Here is a 16091-nt window from a genome sequence, read left to right on the forward strand (position 1 = left end):
CCCTCAGTTCGTCGCGTGTGCGGTTCAGCGGCCCGAGAGGGCCTGCATCGCCGCGGTGTAGCGGTCGCCCGCGATCTGCTCCGCCGGTGCGGCGGCCTCGATCGCTGCGAGCTCCTCGGCCGACAGCTCCAACTGGGCCGCCGCCGCGTTCTCCTCCAGGTACTTGCGGCGCTTGGTGCCCGGGATCGGCACCACGTCGGCGCCCTGGTGCTGCACCCAGGCCAGCGCCAACTGCCCCGCCGTGACCCCGCGCTGCTCGCCCAGCGCCCTGAGCGCCGCGACGATCGCCAGGTTGCGCTCCAGGTTGCCGTCGGTGAACCGGGGCAGGCCGCGGCGCATGTCGTCGGCGGCCAGGTTGTCCACGGAGGTGACCTGGCCGGTCAGGAAGCCACGCCCCAGCGGGGAGAACGGCACCAGGCCGATGCCCAGCTCACGGCAGGTGCCGAGGATCTCGCCCTCGATGTCCCTGGTCCACAGCGACCACTCGCTCTGCAATGCGGTGATCGGGTGCACCGCGTGCGCCCGCCGGATCGTCTCCGCCCCAGCCTCGGACAGCCCCAGGTAACGGACCTTGCCCGCCTCCACCAGCTCCGCCATCGCCCCGACCGTCTCCTCGATCGGAACATTCGGGTCAACCCGGTGCTGGTAGTACAAATCGATGTGGTCAACGCCCAACCTGCGCAGCGAGGCGTCACACGCCTGACGCACGTACTCGGCATCGCCCCGGAGGCCCGCGATGGAGCCGTCCTCGTTCTTGACGAAGGCGAACTTCGTGGCCAGCACGACCTGGTCGCGGCGGTCCGCGATCGCCCGGCCGACCAGTTCCTCGTTGGCCCCGTTGCCGTACTGGTCGGCGGTGTCGAGCAGGGTCACACCCAGTTCGAGGGCGCGGTGCACGGTCGCGATCGACTCGGCCTCGTCCCCCACGCCGTACGCCTGGCTCATGCCCATGCAGCCCAGGCCCTGTGCACCGACTTCGAGCTGACCGAGACGCCTGGTGGACAGTGTCATGCCGATGCCTCCTGGATGAGCTGCTGACCGGCCATCTTGGCCTCGATCTCCGCGTAGTTCGTGATCTTGCAGTCGAGCACCTCGAGGCAGGCGTGCAGCTCGGCGATGCGCTGGCGCACGTCGGCGCGGTGCTCGAAGAGGATCTGCTTGCGCCGGCCCGCCGTGGCCGACCCCTTGTGGCGCAGTTGCGCGTACTCCCGCATCAGCCTGATCGGCATGCCGGTGGTCCGCAGCTTGGTGAGGAAGCCCAACCACGCGAGGTCGTTGTCCGAGTACAGACGACGCCCCCCTGAGTCGCGGGCTGGCGGGTCGACCAGCCCGATTCGTTCGTAATAGCGGAGCGTGTCGATGGACAGGCCGCTGCGCTCCGCTGCTTGGGCGATCGAGTAAGTCACACCACGACGGTAGGAGCTGGAGTGCACTCCAGGTCAAGCGCTTCACCCGGCCACGCGGTTGCGGGCAGTGGGCAGGCAGCCGGCAAGTAGCGGCGCAAACGTTTGTCCACAGGCGGCGAGTTGTCCACATGTGGATCTTGAGCAAGATCAGGTGTCGGGGGTGGGCGGTAGACTGGTGACGGGGACGCCCCCCAGGGAGTGGCGGGGACGCACATGGGTAGGTGGGGCCCGCCCCGCCCCTACTCCGGCCAGGCGCCGTCCTTGGGGCTGGCCCAGGTGTCGAAGCGGGCGGCCAGGTCGGGCACCTCGATGCGGCCGTGCGCGACGCCGCGGACCACGGCCAGCGCCTCGTCCTCGTCGGCGTCGATCCACCAGCCGTTGATGTCGCACAGCGCGACCGCGGCGACCCAGCCGAGCCGCCAGTTGCCCTGGGCGAGCGGGCGGGTGCGCACGACGGAGTGCAGCAGCGCGGCGGCCTTGAGCCACAGCGAGGAGTAGGCCTCCACGCCGAGCACGGTGGCGCGGGGCCGGTGCGCGGCGGAGTCGAGCAGGCCGAGGTCGCGCACCACGAGGTCACCGCCGGTCACGGCCGTGGCCAGCACGAGCAGGTCACCGGCGTCGAGGTACTCCACCAACTCAGGCCGGACCCAGCCTGTCCAGCAGCCCCTGGTAGCGCGGCAGCACCCGGCCGAGCACCTCGCCGAGCTGCTCCTCCTTGCGCAGCCGCGCCCAGCGCTCGGCCAGCGCCAAGCGCACGACCTCCTGCTTGGAGCGGCCCTCGGCGGCGGCCAGCTCGTCGAGCTGCCGGTTCTCCTCGTCGCTCAAGCGCAGGGTCATCGCCACCAGCGGATGGTACCGAGGTGGTATCACGCCGGTCCAGGTCGTCGAGGTGAGCCCTCGGTCACCGTAGGGTTGCCCGGTGGCACGACCCAAGACCCACGACGAGGCCCTGCGCCAGCGACTGCTCGCCAGAGCGGGAGAGCTCATCTCCAGCTCGGGCGTGGACGCGCTGAGCCTGCGCAGGCTGGCCGCCGACGTGGACACCTCGACCACTGCCGTCTACTCGCTGTTCGGCGGCAAGCCGGGGCTGGTCAGAACGGTCTACCTGGAGGCGTACCGGCGGTTCGGCGCGCGGCTGCGCGCGGTGGGCGGCACCGGGGACGCGGCCGAGGACGTGGTGCGGCTCGGACTGGCCTACCGGGAGAACGCGCTGGCCGAACCGCACCTGTACGACATGTTGTTCACCGGGGACATCGAGCAGGACGAACAGGTGCAGGAGGTGGCGCTGGCCGCCTTCCAGGTGCTGGTCGACGCCGTGGACGCGGCGGTCGTGGCCGGGGTGTTCCGCCCGGTCGAGCCGCGCGCGGTGGCCATCGCGGCCTGGGGACTGGTGCACGGGCTGGTGTCCCTGGAACTGCGGGGCAAGATGCCGCCGGGCGCCGAGGTCGCCCCGGTCTACGAGCTGGCCCTGCGCGCCGCGGTGGACGGCTGGCGCAGGCGGTGAAAGAGCCCGGGGAGGTGGCCGCCACGTGACCTCCCCGAGCCCCACCGAAAGAATGTGGTCCAGACCACCTTTCGTCAAGGTCTAGACCACTTTTCACACTCAACAGCCGAGGTGAAGCGGTCCAGCTACACCGCGCCGTACTGGCGGTCCCCGGCGTCGCCCAGCCCGGGCACGATGAACCCGGACTCGTTGAGCCGCTCGTCCACGCTCGCGGTGACCACGCGCACCGGCAGCCCGGACTCCTCCAACCGGCGCACGCCCTCCGGCGCGGCCAGGGTGCAGACCGCGGTCACGTCGGTGGCGCCGCGCTCCGCCAGCAACTGGATGGTGTGCACCATGGAGCCGCCGGTGGCCAGCATCGGGTCGAGCACCAGCACCGGGCGGTCGGCCAGGCTGTCGGGCAGCGACTCCATGTACGGGGTGGGTTGCAGGGTCTTCTCGTCGCGGGCCAGGCCGACGAAGCCCATCTGCGCGTCCGGGATCAGCTTGTGCGCCTGGTCGGCCATGCCCAGCCCGGCGCGCAGCACCGGCACCAGCAGCGGCGGGTTGGCCAGCCGGTAGCCGTCGGTGCGGGCCACCGGGGTGTGGATGCGCTCCACCCGCACGGGGGCCTCCCGCATCGCCTCGTAGATCAGCATCACGGTCAGCTCGTGCAGTGCGGCACGGAACGCGGCGCTGTCCGTGCGGGCATCGCGCATGGTGGTCAGCCGCGCCCTGGCCAGGGGGTGGTTGACGACGAGAACGTCCATGACGGGTCACCGTAGCCGGTTTTCCCTGACCTGTTCGTTCTGCGACGGGTGGACACCGGAGCGTGATTGTGCGCGGGCGATTCGCACCATTTCTCAATTGGGCACGTGACCTGCGCTATCCCCGGTCCCTCGTGTGGTTGACAGTGTCCGCGCACCCAATTTAGATAGCCTGGCCTTAACTACAGGTAAGGCACACCTGATCTCACGGGAAGGGCGGCGATCGATGCTCCCCACCTTCGTCATCGGACTGCGCGAGGGTCTCGAGGCGGCGTTGATCGTGGGCATCATCGCGGCCTTCCTCAGCCAACAGGGCAGGCGCGACGCACTGCGCCAGGTGTGGCTGGGCGTGGGCATCGCCGTGCTGCTGTGCATCGGCATCGGCATCACCCTCCAGGTGATCTCGCAGCGGCTGCCGCAGCGCGGGCAGGAGGGCCTGGAGACGGTCATCGGCGCGCTCGCCGTGGTGATGGTGACCTACATGGTGCTGTGGATGGCCAAGCACTCGCGCGGGCTCAAGCGCGAACTGGAGGGCGCCGCGGCCAGCGCACTGGCCCAGGGCTCGACCTTCGCGCTGGTCGCGATGGCGTTCCTCGCCGTGCTGCGCGAGGGCTTCGAGACGGCCGTCTTCCTGTTGGCACTGCTCAACTCCAGCGGCAACGCGGCACTGGCCACGCTCGGCGCAGCGCTCGGCGTGCTGGTGGCCGCCGCCATCGGTTACGGCATCTACCGCGGTGGCGTGCGGCTCAACCTGTCCCGGTTCTTCCGGATCACCGGTGTGGTGCTGGTGATCGTGGCCGCCGGACTGGTGATGTCCTCCCTGCACACGGCGTACGAGGCGGACTGGATCACCATCGGCCAGCAGCCCGCACTGGACCTGTCCTGGTTGGTGGTGCAGGGAACCCCGCTGTACTCGCTGTTCAGCGGGGTGCTCGGGGTGCAGCCCAAGCCCTCGGTCATCGAGCTCACCGGCTGGCTGGTCTACGCCGTGCCGATGCTGGCGTACGTGTTGTGGCCCAGGACGGCCAAATCCAATCAGGACAGCAAGATGGGAGCGACCAGCTCGTGAGAACAGCGCACGGCCTCATCGCGATCACCGCGGTGGTCGGCTTGGCCGTCACCGGGTGCGGCGGCGGCCCGACCACCCAGGCCAGCCAGCCCTCGGGCGAGGGCGGGGACGTCACGGTCCAGATCACCGCCGACGGCTGCCAGCCGCAGCCCGGGACGGTCAACGGTGGCGTGGTCAACTTCAAGGTGTCCAACAAGGACGCCGCAGCGGTGAGCGAGGCCGAACTGCTCTCCGGCGGGCGCATCCTGGGCGAGCAGGAGAACCTGACCCCAGGCCTGGACGGCAGCTTCACCCTCCAACTGTCCCAGGGCGACTACCAGGTCTACTGCCCCGGCGCCAAGCAGGACCACTGGGACTTCAAGGTCACCGGTGACGCCAAGAACAACTGGAAGAACAACCCCGACCTGGTCAGGGCGACCACCGACTACGGCACCTGGGTCAACGAGCAGGTCGGCCAGTTGGTGAGCGGTACCAAGGACTTCACCGACGCCGTGAAGGCGGGCGATGCCGACCGGGCGAAGGTGCTCTACGGCAAGGCCCGCGTGTTCTACGAGCGCGTCGAGCCGGTGGCCGAGATCTGGGGCGACCTGGACAAGAACATCGACGGCCGGGCCGACGACTTCCCCGATGCCAAGGACTTCAAGGGCTTCCACAAGCTGGAGCAGGCGCTGTTCGAGGCCAGGTCCCTGGACGGCACGGTCCCGGTCGCCGACGAGCTTTACACCAACGTGGGCAAGCTGAGGGACCTGGTCGCCAAGGCCACCTTCCAGCCCGCGGAGCTCGCCAACGGGGCCACCGAGCTGATCGACGAGATCCAGAAGACCAAGGTCACCGGCGAGGAGGAGCGCTACTCGCACATCGACCTGGTGGACTTCAAGGCCAACCTGGAGGGTTCGGTCAAGGCGTTCAGCCTGTTGCAGCCCGCGCTGAGCAAGATCGACGCCGACCTGGCCAAGACCGTGCAGGACCGTGCCGCCGAGGTGGACAAGGCCCTGCGGCCCTACGTGCAGAGCCCCGGCTACCTGGAGACCGGCTACGTGGACTACTCCACGGTGGGCAAGGACCAGCAGAAGGCGCTGTCCCAGTCGGTCAACGCCCTGGGCGAGGCCATGTCCAAGGTCGCCGCCAAGGTCGCCTGATCTTGTTGTCGCGGAAGGGGAATCCGATGTCCTCGGTGTCACGGCGGTCCTTGCTGACCGGGATCGGGGCGCTGGGTGTCGGCGCGGTCGGGGTCGGCGGCCTGGTCGCCGCCGACGCCGCGGGCAGCGCCGCGCCGACGGCGCCCGCACCGCAGATCGTCCCCTTCCGCGGCCAGCGGCAGGCGGGCATCGTCACCCAGCAGCAGGACCGGCTCACCTTCGCCGCCTTCGACGTGGTGACCAGGAACCGGTCCGAGCTGGTGGAGCTGCTGCGCACCTGGACGGCGGCGGCCGAGTCGATGACCAGGGGCCAGCAGGTTCCCGGTGGCGCCTCGCAGTTGCAGGCCCCGCCCGCCGACACCGGTGAGGCGGCCGGGCTCAAACCCGGCAACCTGACCGTGACGATCGGCTTCGGCCCCTCCCTGTTCGACGACCGGTTCGGCCTTGCCGCCAAGCGGCCCGCGCTGTTGCGGCCGCTGCCGAAGCTGCCGCCGGAGGACCTGGACCCGCACTACACCGGCGGGGACCTGTGCGTGCAGGCCTGCGCCGACGACCCGCAGGTGACCTTCCACGTGATCCGCAACCTGGCCCGGCTGGGCGCGGGCACCGTGGTGCTGCGCTGGATGCAGCTGGGCTTCGGGCGCACGGCGTCCACCAGCAGCGCGCAGGCCACCCAGCGCAACCTGATGGGCTTCAAGGACGGCACCCGCAACCTGCGCGCCGAACAGGCCGAGCTGATCGACCAGCACGTGTGGGTGGGCGCGGAGACCGACCAGCCCTGGCTGCGCGGTGGCAGCTACCTGGTGGCCCGCCGGATCAGGATGTTCATCGAGACCTGGGACCGGGACTACCTGGGCGACCAGCAGAACGTGTTCGGCAGGTACAAGGGCAGCGGCGCCCCGCTGACCGGGGTGAGCGAGTTCGACACCCCGGACTTCGCGGCCAGGGACGCCGAGGGCGGGCTGGTCATCCCCGAGGACGCGCACGTGCGGCTGGCCGCGCCGGAGCACAACAACGGCACCCGGCTGCTGCGCAGGGGCTACTCGTTCACCGACGGCATCGACCCGACCGGCAACCTGCTCGGCGGCCTGTTCTTCATCGCCTTCATGCGCAGCCCGGAGCAGTTCATCTCGGTGCAGCGCAAGCTCGGCGAGAGCGACGCGCTCAACGAGTACATCCAGCACATCGGCGGCGGGCTGTTCGCCTGCCCACCCGGGGTGGGCGCCGGCCAGCACTGGGGCCAATCCCTGTTCGCCTGAGGCCCGCGCGCTCTAGGCTTGCGCCGTGACCGAACAGCCCGATCCCCGCGAACTGCGCGCCTCCGACGCCGACCGGGAGAAGGTCGCCAAGGTGCTGCACGAGGCCATGTCCGAGGGTCGGTTGACCGTCGGCGAGCTGGACGAACGGCTGAGCGGCCTGTACCAGGCGCGGACCTTCGGTGAGCTGGAGGTCTTCACCAGGGACCTGCCCACCCAGGGCACTCCCGCGCCGGTGCCCGTCCCGAGTGGACGGTCGCCGCTGATCGGCGGCCAGCCCGACTCCGCCAACGCCGTGGCGATCATGAGCGGGGTGCGCCGCAGGGGCAACTGGGTGGTGCCCGCGCACCTGACGGTCTTCGCCTTCTGGGGCGGGGTCGACCTGGACCTGCGTGCGGCCACGTTCCAGCAGCGCGAGTGCACGATCACCGCCACGGCGATCATGGGCGGGGTGACCATCATCGTGCCGCCCGAGCTGACCGTGCAGGTCCAGGGCATCGGCGTGATGGGCGGTTTCGACCGGGACGCGGCCGGGGTCGGCGACCCGAACGGGCCGGTGCTGCGCGTCAACGGGCTGGCGTTCTGGGGCGGGGTGCAGATCAAGCGCAAGCCGCGCAAGTCCGACCGCCGCAAGCTCACCCGCTGAACCGGCGAGTCCCGCTCACCCACGCGCGAGTCCCGCCCACAGGCACGCGAGTCCCGCTCGAACGGCCCAAGCTCACCCGCTGGCGTCAGCGTGTCGCCGCACGACATTCACCCTCACGGAGTCCACTGGCACACCTAGACTGAACCCGCGGCGAACGACGGGGGTCGTTATGGTGAACGTGGTCGCGCTGACCCTGGATGGCGGTCAGCACGTGCTGGTGGAGGTCGACGACGACGCCAGCGGCGGGGTGAGTCGCTCCGAACAGCTGGTCAGCCAGGCGGGCGGGGCGCTGCGGGAGGCGTTCGAGCGCGTGCAGCCGACCCTGCTGGCGGCGCTGGCCAGCATCCAGCAGGGCTCGGAGGCGCCGACCGAGGTCAGCCTCCAGTTCGGCATCAAGTTCAGTGCGACGGCCGCCTCGGAGGCCACCTGCACGATCACCGCCGACTGGCGGCGGGACTAGCTGCCAACTGCGCCTCGACCAAGTCCAGGAAGGCGTCCACCTCGTCCTGGTCGTAGCCGCGACCGCGCTGCTCAGGCTCGCCGAAGGTGATCTCGCGGACGTGCCGCGCGGTGAGCCCGCCCGTGCCGCGCAGGGTCGCCGCGACCGCGTCGAGGAAGGCGTCCACCTCGTCCTCCTGGTAGCCGAACTCGTCCAGCTTCGCCGCGTGGAAGCCAACCCGCTCCACGTCCCCGGCCGTGAGCAGGTGCGGCGGGTCCAGCCTGCGGTCGGCCAGCTTCTCCAGTGCCATCGCCACCACGAGCAGGAACGAGTCCACACCCTCCTCCTCGTAGCCGTCGCTGCCGACCGCGGCGGTGGCGAACTTGACCTCGCGCACCTCCTGCACGGTCAGGTCGTCGGCCCCGTGCAGGGCGGCGACCACGCGATCGATGAACGCGTCCACCTCGGCCATGTCGTAGCCGCTGCCCAGCCCGGCCAGGGTCTCCGCGGCCAGGTTCAGGAACACGTCCACCTCGGCGTCGAAGTAGCCGGGCTCGCCGCGCGGCGGCTTGCGGAACCGGATCGAGTGCACGTCCTCGGCGGTCAGGCCGTCCCGCCCGCGCAGGGTCGCCTCGATGCGGTCCACGAACCGGTCCACCTCGTCGGCGTTGTAGCCGCGGCGGCCCGATGGGGGTGCGCTGAACCGGACTTCTCGCACTTCGTCAGGGGTGAGTGTCACGGTGCCTCCTCGCTGTCCTGAGTAGGTACGCACCAAGTGGCCACTTAGACTCGATACTCATGACAGAGCTGTCGGAGGTCACGCGCGACGACGCGTCCCTGCGCCGATTCCTGCACGGGCTTCCCGGTGTGGACCAGGTGGGAGTCGAGCAGCGGGCCGCGGGTCTGGCGACCAGGAGCATCAAGAAGGCCTCCAAGCTGTGGGCCATCGACACAGCCATCTCCATGGTGGATCTCACAACCCTGGAGGGCGCGGACACGCCCGGCAAGGTCCGAACGTTGGCAGCCAAGGCCCGCCGACCGGACGCCGAGTATCCGGAGGTCCCGCACGTCGGCGCGGTCTGCGTGTACCCCGACCTGGTGGAGACGGCCGTGACCGCGCTGGTCGGCAGCGGGGTCGGCGTGGCCAGCGTGGCCACGGCCTTCCCCTCCGGCCGGTCCAACCGTCAGGTCAAGATCGCCGACACCGAGATGGCGGTGGCCGCGGGCGCCAGCGAGATCGACATGGTGATCGACCGCGGCGCCTTCCTGTCCGGCCGCTACGGCCAGGTGTACGAGGAGATCGTGGCGGTGAAGGCGGCCTGTGGGGACGCGCACCTCAAGGTCATCCTGGAGACCGGTGAGCTGTCCACCTACGACAACGTGCGCCGCGCCTCCTGGCTGGCCCTGCTCGCGGGCGGGGACTTCATCAAGACCTCCACCGGCAAGGTCTCCCCCGCCGCCACCCTGCCGGTGACGCACGTGATGTTGCAGGCCGTCCGAGACTGGCGGGACCGCACCGGGCAGCTGCGCGGGGTCAAGCCCGCGGGCGGCATCCGCAACACCAAGGACGCCATCCGCTACCTGGTGGCCGTGCACGAGGTGGCCGGACCGGAGTGGCTCACGCCGAGCCTGTTCCGCTTCGGCGCCTCCAGCCTGCTCAACGACCTGCTGATGCAACGACGCACTCAGCTCGAAGGCCACTACAGCGGCCCGGACTACGTGACGGTGGACTGACACATGACGATGGGCCCAGAAAATTGGCACTACGCGCCCGCACCTGAATCGCGGGACATCGCCAACCTCAAGGCCAACTACCAGATGTTCGTCGACGGCAAGTTCGTCGACGGCGCCGGTGAGCCGCTCAAGACCGTCAACCCGGCCACCGAGGAGGTGCTCGCCGAGGTCAGCACCGCCTCGGCCGCCGACGTGGACAACGCGGTGAAGGTCGCCCGCCGGGCGCACGACAAGGTCTGGGGCCGCATGCCCGGCTCCGAGCGCGCCAAGTACCTGTTCCGCATCGCGCGGCTGGTGCAGGAGCGCTCGCGCGAGCTGGCCGTGCTGGAGAGCCTGGACAACGGCAAGCCGATCAAGGAATCCCGGGACGTGGACGTGCCCACGGCCGCCGCGCACTTCTTCTACCACGCGGGCTGGGCGGACAAGCTGGGCTACGCGGGCTTCGGCCCCTCGCCCAGGTCCCTGGGCGTGGCCGGTCAGGTGATCCCGTGGAACTTCCCGCTGCTGATGGCCGCGTGGAAGATCGCCCCGGCGCTGGCCTGCGGCAACACCGTGGTGCTCAAGCCCGCCGAGACCACCCCGCTGACCGCGCTGGTGCTCGGCGAGATCTGCCAGCAGGCCGAACTGCCGCCCGGGGTGGTCAACATCCTGCCCGGGGCCGGTGACGTGGGCAGCGAGCTGGTCAACCACGCCGGTGTCGACAAGGTGGCCTTCACCGGGTCCACCGAGGTGGGCAAGCTCATCCAGCGCTCGCTGGCGGGCAGCGGCAAGAAGCTGACCCTGGAGCTGGGCGGCAAGGCCGCCAACATCGTGTTCGACGACGCCCCGCTGGACCAGGCCGTCGAGGGCATCGTCAACGGCATCTTCTTCAACCAGGGCCACGTGTGCTGTGCCGGGTCCCGGCTGCTGGTGCAGGAGTCGGTGGCCGAGGAGTTGCTGGAGAAGCTGCGCCAGCGGGTGTCCACGCTGCGGCTGGGCGACCCGCTGGACAAGAACACCGACGTGGGCGCGATCAACTCCAAGGCCCAGCTGGACAGGATCCGCGAGCTGACCGAGTCCGGGGACGCCGAGGGCGCCGACCGCTGGACCAGCCCGTGCCCCGTGCCGGACAAGGGCTTCTTCTTCGCGCCCACCGTGTTCTCCGGGGTGCAGCAGTCCATGCGCATCGCCCGCGAGGAGATCTTCGGGCCGGTGCTGTCGGTGCTGACCTTCCGCACCCCCGAAGAGGCCGTGGCCAAGGCCAACAACACCCCGTACGGGCTGTCCGCCGGGATCTGGACCGAGAAGGGCTCCCGGATCCTGTGGGCCGCGCAGCGCATGCGCGCCGGTGTGGTGTGGTCCAACACGTTCAACCGCTTCGACCCCACCGCCCCGTTCGGCGGCTACCAGGAGTCGGGCTTCGGCCGCGAGGGTGGCCGTGCTGGTCTGGAGGCGTACCTCGATGTCTGATCGCGTGACCGTGGCCAAGACGTACAAGCTCTACATCGGCGGCGCCTTCCCGCGTTCGGAGTCCGGGCGGGTCTACCCGGTCGCCGACTCGCGCGGCGGCTTCCTGGCCAACGCGGCCCAGGCCAGCCGCAAGGACGCGCGCGAGGCGGTCGCCGCCGCGCGCAAGGCCTTCCCGGGCTGGTCCGGCGCCACCGCGTACAACCGGGGCCAGGTGCTCTACCGGGTCGCCGAACTGCTGGAGGGCCGTCGCGCGCAGTTCGTGCACGAGGTCACCGCCAGCGAGGGCGTGAAGCGCGCCGAGGCGATCGTGGACGCCGCGATCGACCGCTGGGTCTGGTACGCGGGCTGGACCGACAAGCTGGCCGCCGTGCTCGGGTCCTCGAACCCGGTCGCGGGGCCGTACTTCTCGTTCAGCACCCCCGAGCCCACCGGGGTCGTCGCCGTGCTCGCCCCGCAGCACTCCAGCCTGCTCGGGCTGGTCAGCGTGCTCGCACCGGTGATCGCCGCGGGCAACACCTGCGTGGTGGTCAGCAGCCAGGACCGGCCGCTACCCGCGATCACCCTGTCCGAGGTGCTGGCCACCTCCGACGTGCCGGGCGGCGTGGTCAACGTGCTCACCGGCCGCACGGCCGAGCTGGCCCCGTGGCTGGCCGCGCACGCCGACGTGAACGCGCTGGACCTGACCGGGGCACCGGACTCCACGCGCACCGAACTGGAGAAGGCCGCCGCGGGCACCGTGAAACGCGTGCTGCGGGCACCGAGGACCGAGCCGGACTGGACCCGCGAGCCGGACATGGCGCGGATGCGCGCGGTGCTGGAGACCAAGACCGTCTGGCACCCGATGGGCGTCTAGTCCAGCTCCACCAGCGCCCGGTCGAAGATCGCGCGAAGCGTGTCGGTCGAGTCCACCATGCTCGACCGGCACGCTTCGTTGTACTCGGCGGGGTCCATGCCCGCGAAGTCCAGCCGCCAGCCCGCCTGCAACCCGAGCTGGCGGAAGAACGCCCGCTGCGAACGACCATTGCCCTCGCGGAACGGGTGCAGGGCGTTGACCTCGCTGAAGTAGTGCGTGAACCGGTCCAGGAACTCGTCCCGGCCCAGGCCCGTCAGCAGCTGCTCCTCACGCAGCCGCCCGAGCAGCAGCTCCCCGTACGAGCGGATGTGCCGCCAGTGCGCGAAGGCCGCCGACCGCGCGATGTCCACCCGGCGCGGCTCGCCCGCCCAGTCGTAGACGTCCTGGAACAGGTGGCGGTGGAACCGGCACAGGTGTGCCAGGTCGTACCGGCCCGGCAGCGGGTTGAGCGCCAACTGCTGGGCGCGCAAGGTGGTCACGTCGAACTCGACCTGGCGCAGCAGTTCGGCGTCGGCGATCTCGTAGCGGTTGAGCAGCACCCCGTCGGCGCCGCAGTACGGATCCGTCACCGCGACAGCAACGCCCGTACCCGTCGTTCGATCGCGTCCTCAGTGGACAGCCGCCCCTCGGCGACCTCCCGCATCGAGTCCACGCAGCCCGCCGTGACCTCGACCCCCTCCAGCCGCGCGCCTGCCCTGGCCTCCTCGATGGCGGTGTCGTGCTCGCTCACCTGACGGCCGAAGTAGCGCGCCATGACCTCGTGCGACAGCGGCTCCCCAGCACCCGTCGCGCGCCAGGGCTGCTCCTCACGGGCCATCGCGCTCAACTCGGCGGGGCTGAACGAGCCGTAGCGCGCCACCACGCCCCGGACCACCTCCTGCTCCTGCTCGGTCAGCGCCGCCGGATCGCCCTGCCGGTCCCCGGCCTCAGGTACGACCGGGCCTTCCCGCCGGGCCTCGATCGCGGCACCGAACAGTGGGCGGCGATGGGTGGCCAGGTGCCAGGCCTGCGCGTAGTAGAGCAGCGTCCGCAGCTTCGCCAGCGGCTCGGGACCGGTGCGGGCCCGCACCGCGGCCATGACGTCCTCGACTCTCGCCACGCCCCGCCACCTCCCCGCTGACCAGCAGAAACTCCCTGAATTCTACCCCAGGAAAGCACCGTAGCGCCCTCCCGGCAGTACCGGGAGAGCGCCACGGGAGGAGGTGACTCAGGCGCCTTCGGCGGCCAGGTCGATGCCGTCCAGGTCCACGCCCTTGTCCGCCTTGGCGATCGCACCCTTGGGGGCACGGGCCCGCCGCTGCGGCCGGGGCAGCGCGGTGGGCGGCGGCGGGGTCGGGGCACCGCCACCGAGGATGAGCTCGGCGAAGGTGGCCATGGCCTCGTCCAGCTGGGTGGCGTTGCGACGCTCGGACTCCTCGTTGGCGCCCCGCACCAGGGAGACCAGCTTGTCGTTGTCCGGGCGGGCCGAGAGCGTGCCGTGCACGTCCTGCAGACCATCGCGGACGGAGCCGTCCAGGTCGCCGATGCGGGTGTGCACGCTCTGCTCGACCTCGTCCACGCGGCCGCCGACCGCGTCCAGACGGGAGTTGACGTCCTCCAGCCTGCGGGCCAGGGCCTCCAGCCGGTCGGTCGGGTCCACGGCCGGGCGGACCAGCAGGCTGTCCAGCTTGGCGTGCACGGTGTCGCTCGTGGCGTCCAGCTTGTCGTGCACCGTGTTGTTGACCTCGGCCAGCTTGGCGTCCAGGGCCGCACGGGCGTCGGTCAGGGAGTTGCGCACGCCGTCGCCACTGTCGGCCACCGAGCGCTGCAGCGCCTCCTTGGTGCCGTCCAGGTGCTCGTGCACGCCCTCGTCGACCTCGTCGATGCGGCTGCGCAGGGCCACCTCGAGGGCCTCCAGGCGCTCGCGGATCGGACCGTGCAGCGCCGAGGGCAGCAGGTCGGACTTGCCGTCCTGCTTGTCCAGGTGCAGGTCGACGTCGTCGAGCCGCTTGTGGATGTGCGACAGCTTGTCCTCGAGGCCGTCCATCCGGCCCGCCACACCCTCGAACCGGCCACCGACGCCGTCCAGGCGCCCGTCCAGCTGCGCGAAGGGCTTGGCCAGCTTGTCGACCAGGCCCTCAACCGCGCGGCCGAGCTCGGAGATCGCACCGTCCTGGGCCTCGAGCTTGGCCAGGGCCTCGTCGAGGCGCTCGGCCAGCACGCTGACCTCGGTGCGGTCGGGCAGCTCGGACAGCCGCTTGCGAACGGAACCCAGCGACTCGAGCGGGGACATCCGCGCGTGGATCTCGTCCAGCGCGTCGAAGATCTGCTGCTGCTCGCTTTCACGGATCTCGGCGGCGCGCGTCAACATGTTGCGCATCCGATCGAAGGACATCGTGGAGTGGTTGTTCTCGTTCACGGCTGGGACCTTCGTCCATGGGGATGGGGAGACTCAGCGAGCCTAGCCAGCTACGCACGGCAACACGAATCGCCCCCACGGATCTTGACCGAGAGGTGCTCTGGACTGGGCCATTCGGAGCAAGGACGGGCCCGTCCACGACTCAGTTGATCTTCAAGTGGTTGCTGAACGAAACCGACATTCCCCGTTCGAGTGAGGCACATCCCCGTTTTGGTCGCTCACCGCTGATCAATTACCACCCCACCGCACGGCACGCCATACGAGTGAGTGGTCTTCGCCTGAACGGCGAACATGATCATACCGGGCCTGGATCACATGTGCGAGGAACACGCACCGCCAGCGGTACCGTGTCGCAATGGCGACCCCGATGAGCCCCGATGCGATCCGCCGCGCCCCGAAGGTGCTGTTGCACGACCACCTCGACGGTGGGCTGCGTCCGCAGACGGTGATCGAACTGGCCGACACCATCGGCTACCGAGACCTGCCCACCACCGATCCTGCTCAGCTGGGCACCTGGTTCCGCGACGCGGCCGACTCCGGCTCGCTGGAGCGCTACCTGGAGACCTTCGCCCACACCTGCGGGGTCATGCAGTCCGAGCAGGCCCTGGTGCGGGTCGCCGCCGAGGCCGCCGAGGACCTGGCCGCCGACGGTGTGGTCTACGCCGAGGTCCGCTACGCCCCCGAACTGTTCGAGCCCAGCGGCCTGTCGCTGGAGCAGGTCGTACAGGCCGTGCAGGAGGGCTTCCGGCTCGGTGAGCGGCGGGCCGCCGAGGCGGGCAGGACGATCCGGGTCGGCACCCTGCTCTGCGCGATGCGCCAGAACGAGGGCTGGCTGCGCATCGCCGAGCTGGCGGTGCGCTACCGGGACGAGGGCGTCGTCGGCTTCGACATCGCCGGCCCGGAGGCCGGGTTCCCGCCCACCAGGGGCAGGGACACCTTCGAGTACCTGCGCCAGCAGAACGCGCACTTCACCATTCACGCGGGCGAGGCGTTCGGACTGCCCTCGATCTGGGAGGCCGTGCAGCACTGCGGTGCGGCCCGGCTCGGCCACGGCGTGCGCATCGTCGACGACGTCAAGGTGGACCCGGACGGTTCGGTCCACATCGGGCGCCTCGCCGGCTTCGTCCGCGACCGACGCATCCCGCTGGAGATGTGCCCCTCCTCCAACGTGCAGACCGGCGCTGCCAAGTCCATCGCCGAGCACCCGATCGGCCTGCTCACCAAGCTGCGCTTCCGGGTAACCGTCAACACCGACAACCGGTTGATGAGCGGCTGCAGCATGTCCAGCGAGTTCGCCGCACTGGTGGACGCCTTCGGCTACGGCTGGTCGGAACTGCAGTGGTTCACGGTTAACGCGATGAAGTCGGCGTTCATCGGCTTCGACGAGCGGCTGGCTCTGATCAACGACGTGATCAAGCCGGGCTACGCCGCGCTGATGGACTGACCACCACC

The 16091-nt window shown here is 70.3% G+C and carries 19 protein-coding genes; 10 read left to right on the forward strand and 9 right to left on the reverse strand.

Features of this window, described 5'->3' with window-relative positions; genetic code table 11:
* Positions 1–24: 24 nt before the first annotated feature.
* From KALB_RS39310 to KALB_RS39325, 4 genes are all read right to left on the reverse strand, one after another.
* On the reverse strand, positions 25–1011 hold the full coding sequence (locus KALB_RS39310; protein WP_042221287.1) for an aldo/keto reductase: 987 nt from the start codon (positions 1009–1011) through the stop codon (positions 25–27).
* Positions 1008–1406 carry a MerR family transcriptional regulator gene (locus tag KALB_RS39315; protein ID WP_025361170.1) on the reverse strand — a complete coding sequence of 133 codons (399 nt, stop codon included), beginning with the start codon at positions 1404–1406 and terminating at the stop codon, positions 1008–1010. Before KALB_RS39315 ends, KALB_RS39310 begins: the two co-directional genes overlap by 4 nt.
* 239 nt (positions 1407–1645) lie before the next feature.
* Positions 1646–2038 carry a type II toxin-antitoxin system death-on-curing family toxin gene (locus tag KALB_RS39320; protein WP_236650112.1) on the reverse strand — a complete coding sequence of 131 codons (393 nt, stop codon included), beginning with the start codon at positions 2036–2038 and terminating at the stop codon, positions 1646–1648.
* Positions 2039–2042: 4 nt separating this feature from the next.
* Positions 2043–2243, reverse strand: a complete 201-nt coding sequence (locus KALB_RS39325) for a ribbon-helix-helix domain-containing protein (protein ID WP_236650422.1) — start codon at positions 2241–2243, stop codon at positions 2043–2045.
* An 82-nt stretch (positions 2244–2325) separates the two neighbouring features.
* Here KALB_RS39325 and KALB_RS39330 point away from each other — a divergent pair, with 82 nt between their 5' ends.
* A complete protein-coding gene (locus tag KALB_RS39330) occupies positions 2326–2910 on the forward strand; it encodes a TetR/AcrR family transcriptional regulator (protein WP_025361173.1) in 585 nt (194 codons plus the stop codon).
* Between the two features lie 125 nt (positions 2911–3035).
* On the opposite strand, the gene upp is transcribed toward KALB_RS39330, so the two are convergent.
* Positions 3036–3659, reverse strand: coding sequence for a uracil phosphoribosyltransferase (gene upp / locus KALB_RS39335; RefSeq protein ID WP_025361174.1), 624 nt, complete (start codon positions 3657–3659; stop codon positions 3036–3038).
* A gap of 223 nt (positions 3660–3882) precedes the next feature.
* Between upp and efeU the strand changes: the two genes are divergently transcribed.
* The 5 genes from efeU to KALB_RS39360 all read left to right on the forward strand — a co-directional run bounded on the left by efeU (position 3883) and on the right by KALB_RS39360 (position 8226).
* Entirely contained in the window at positions 3883–4725 is an 843-nt protein-coding gene (gene efeU, locus KALB_RS39340) for an iron uptake transporter permease EfeU (protein ID WP_025361175.1), read from the forward strand.
* Entirely contained in the window at positions 4722–5864 is a 1143-nt protein-coding gene (efeO, locus tag KALB_RS39345) for an iron uptake system protein EfeO (RefSeq protein ID WP_025361176.1), read from the forward strand. The genes efeU and efeO overlap by 4 nt, the downstream gene beginning before the upstream one ends.
* A gap of 26 nt (positions 5865–5890) precedes the next feature.
* On the forward strand, positions 5891–7123 hold the full coding sequence (gene efeB, locus KALB_RS39350) for an iron uptake transporter deferrochelatase/peroxidase subunit (RefSeq protein WP_025361177.1): 1233 nt from the start codon (positions 5891–5893) through the stop codon (positions 7121–7123).
* 25 nt (positions 7124–7148) lie between these two features.
* Positions 7149–7766: a DUF1707 SHOCT-like domain-containing protein gene (locus KALB_RS39355; protein ID WP_025361178.1), complete on the forward strand. Its 618-nt coding sequence runs from the start codon at positions 7149–7151 to the stop codon at positions 7764–7766.
* 169 nt (positions 7767–7935) lie between these two features.
* Positions 7936–8226, forward strand: coding sequence for a CU044_2847 family protein (locus tag KALB_RS39360; RefSeq protein WP_025361179.1), 291 nt, complete (start codon positions 7936–7938; stop codon positions 8224–8226).
* Here the strand turns inward: KALB_RS39360 and KALB_RS44945 are convergent.
* Entirely contained in the window at positions 8201–8944 is a 744-nt protein-coding gene (locus KALB_RS44945; protein WP_025361180.1) for a DivIVA domain-containing protein, read from the reverse strand. The two genes, KALB_RS39360 and KALB_RS44945, sit on opposite strands and share 26 nt — an antisense overlap.
* Before the next feature lie 59 nt (positions 8945–9003).
* On the opposite strand from KALB_RS44945, the gene deoC reads away from it, so the two are divergent.
* The 3 genes from deoC to KALB_RS39380 are packed head-to-tail and all read left to right on the forward strand — an operon-like array spanning position 9004 to position 12241.
* Positions 9004–9939, forward strand: coding sequence for a deoxyribose-phosphate aldolase (gene deoC / locus KALB_RS39370; protein WP_025361181.1), 936 nt, complete (start codon positions 9004–9006; stop codon positions 9937–9939).
* A gap of 9 nt (positions 9940–9948) precedes the next feature.
* Positions 9949–11388: an aldehyde dehydrogenase family protein gene (locus tag KALB_RS39375; protein WP_025361182.1), complete on the forward strand. Its 1440-nt coding sequence runs from the start codon at positions 9949–9951 to the stop codon at positions 11386–11388.
* Positions 11381–12241 (forward strand): aldehyde dehydrogenase family protein, encoded by an 861-nt coding sequence (locus tag KALB_RS39380; protein WP_025361183.1) that lies wholly within the window; start codon positions 11381–11383, stop codon positions 12239–12241. The genes KALB_RS39375 and KALB_RS39380 overlap by 8 nt, the downstream gene beginning before the upstream one ends.
* Here KALB_RS39380 and KALB_RS39385 read toward each other — a convergent pair.
* The 3 genes from KALB_RS39385 to KALB_RS39395 all read right to left on the reverse strand — a co-directional run bounded on the left by KALB_RS39385 (position 12238) and on the right by KALB_RS39395 (position 14615).
* Positions 12238–12810 (reverse strand): Fic/DOC family protein, encoded by a 573-nt coding sequence (locus KALB_RS39385; protein WP_025361184.1) that lies wholly within the window; start codon positions 12808–12810, stop codon positions 12238–12240. The two genes, KALB_RS39380 and KALB_RS39385, sit on opposite strands and share 4 nt — an antisense overlap.
* On the reverse strand, positions 12807–13340 hold the full coding sequence (locus KALB_RS39390) for a Panacea domain-containing protein (protein ID WP_025361185.1): 534 nt from the start codon (positions 13338–13340) through the stop codon (positions 12807–12809). The genes KALB_RS39385 and KALB_RS39390 overlap by 4 nt, the downstream gene beginning before the upstream one ends.
* Positions 13341–13448: 108 nt before the next feature.
* Complete coding sequence (locus tag KALB_RS39395) at positions 13449–14615, reverse strand: hypothetical protein (RefSeq protein WP_030110658.1); 1167 nt, start codon at positions 14613–14615, stop codon at positions 13449–13451.
* A gap of 379 nt (positions 14616–14994) precedes the next feature.
* On the opposite strand from KALB_RS39395, the gene KALB_RS39400 reads away from it, so the two are divergent.
* A complete protein-coding gene (locus tag KALB_RS39400) occupies positions 14995–16083 on the forward strand; it encodes an adenosine deaminase (RefSeq protein WP_025361187.1) in 1089 nt (362 codons plus the stop codon).
* The last annotated feature ends 8 nt before the right edge of the window (positions 16084–16091 follow it).

The organism is Kutzneria viridogrisea DSM 43870 (assembly GCF_000525635.1).
GTDB lineage: Bacteria > Actinomycetota > Actinomycetes > Mycobacteriales > Pseudonocardiaceae > Kutzneria > Kutzneria viridogrisea.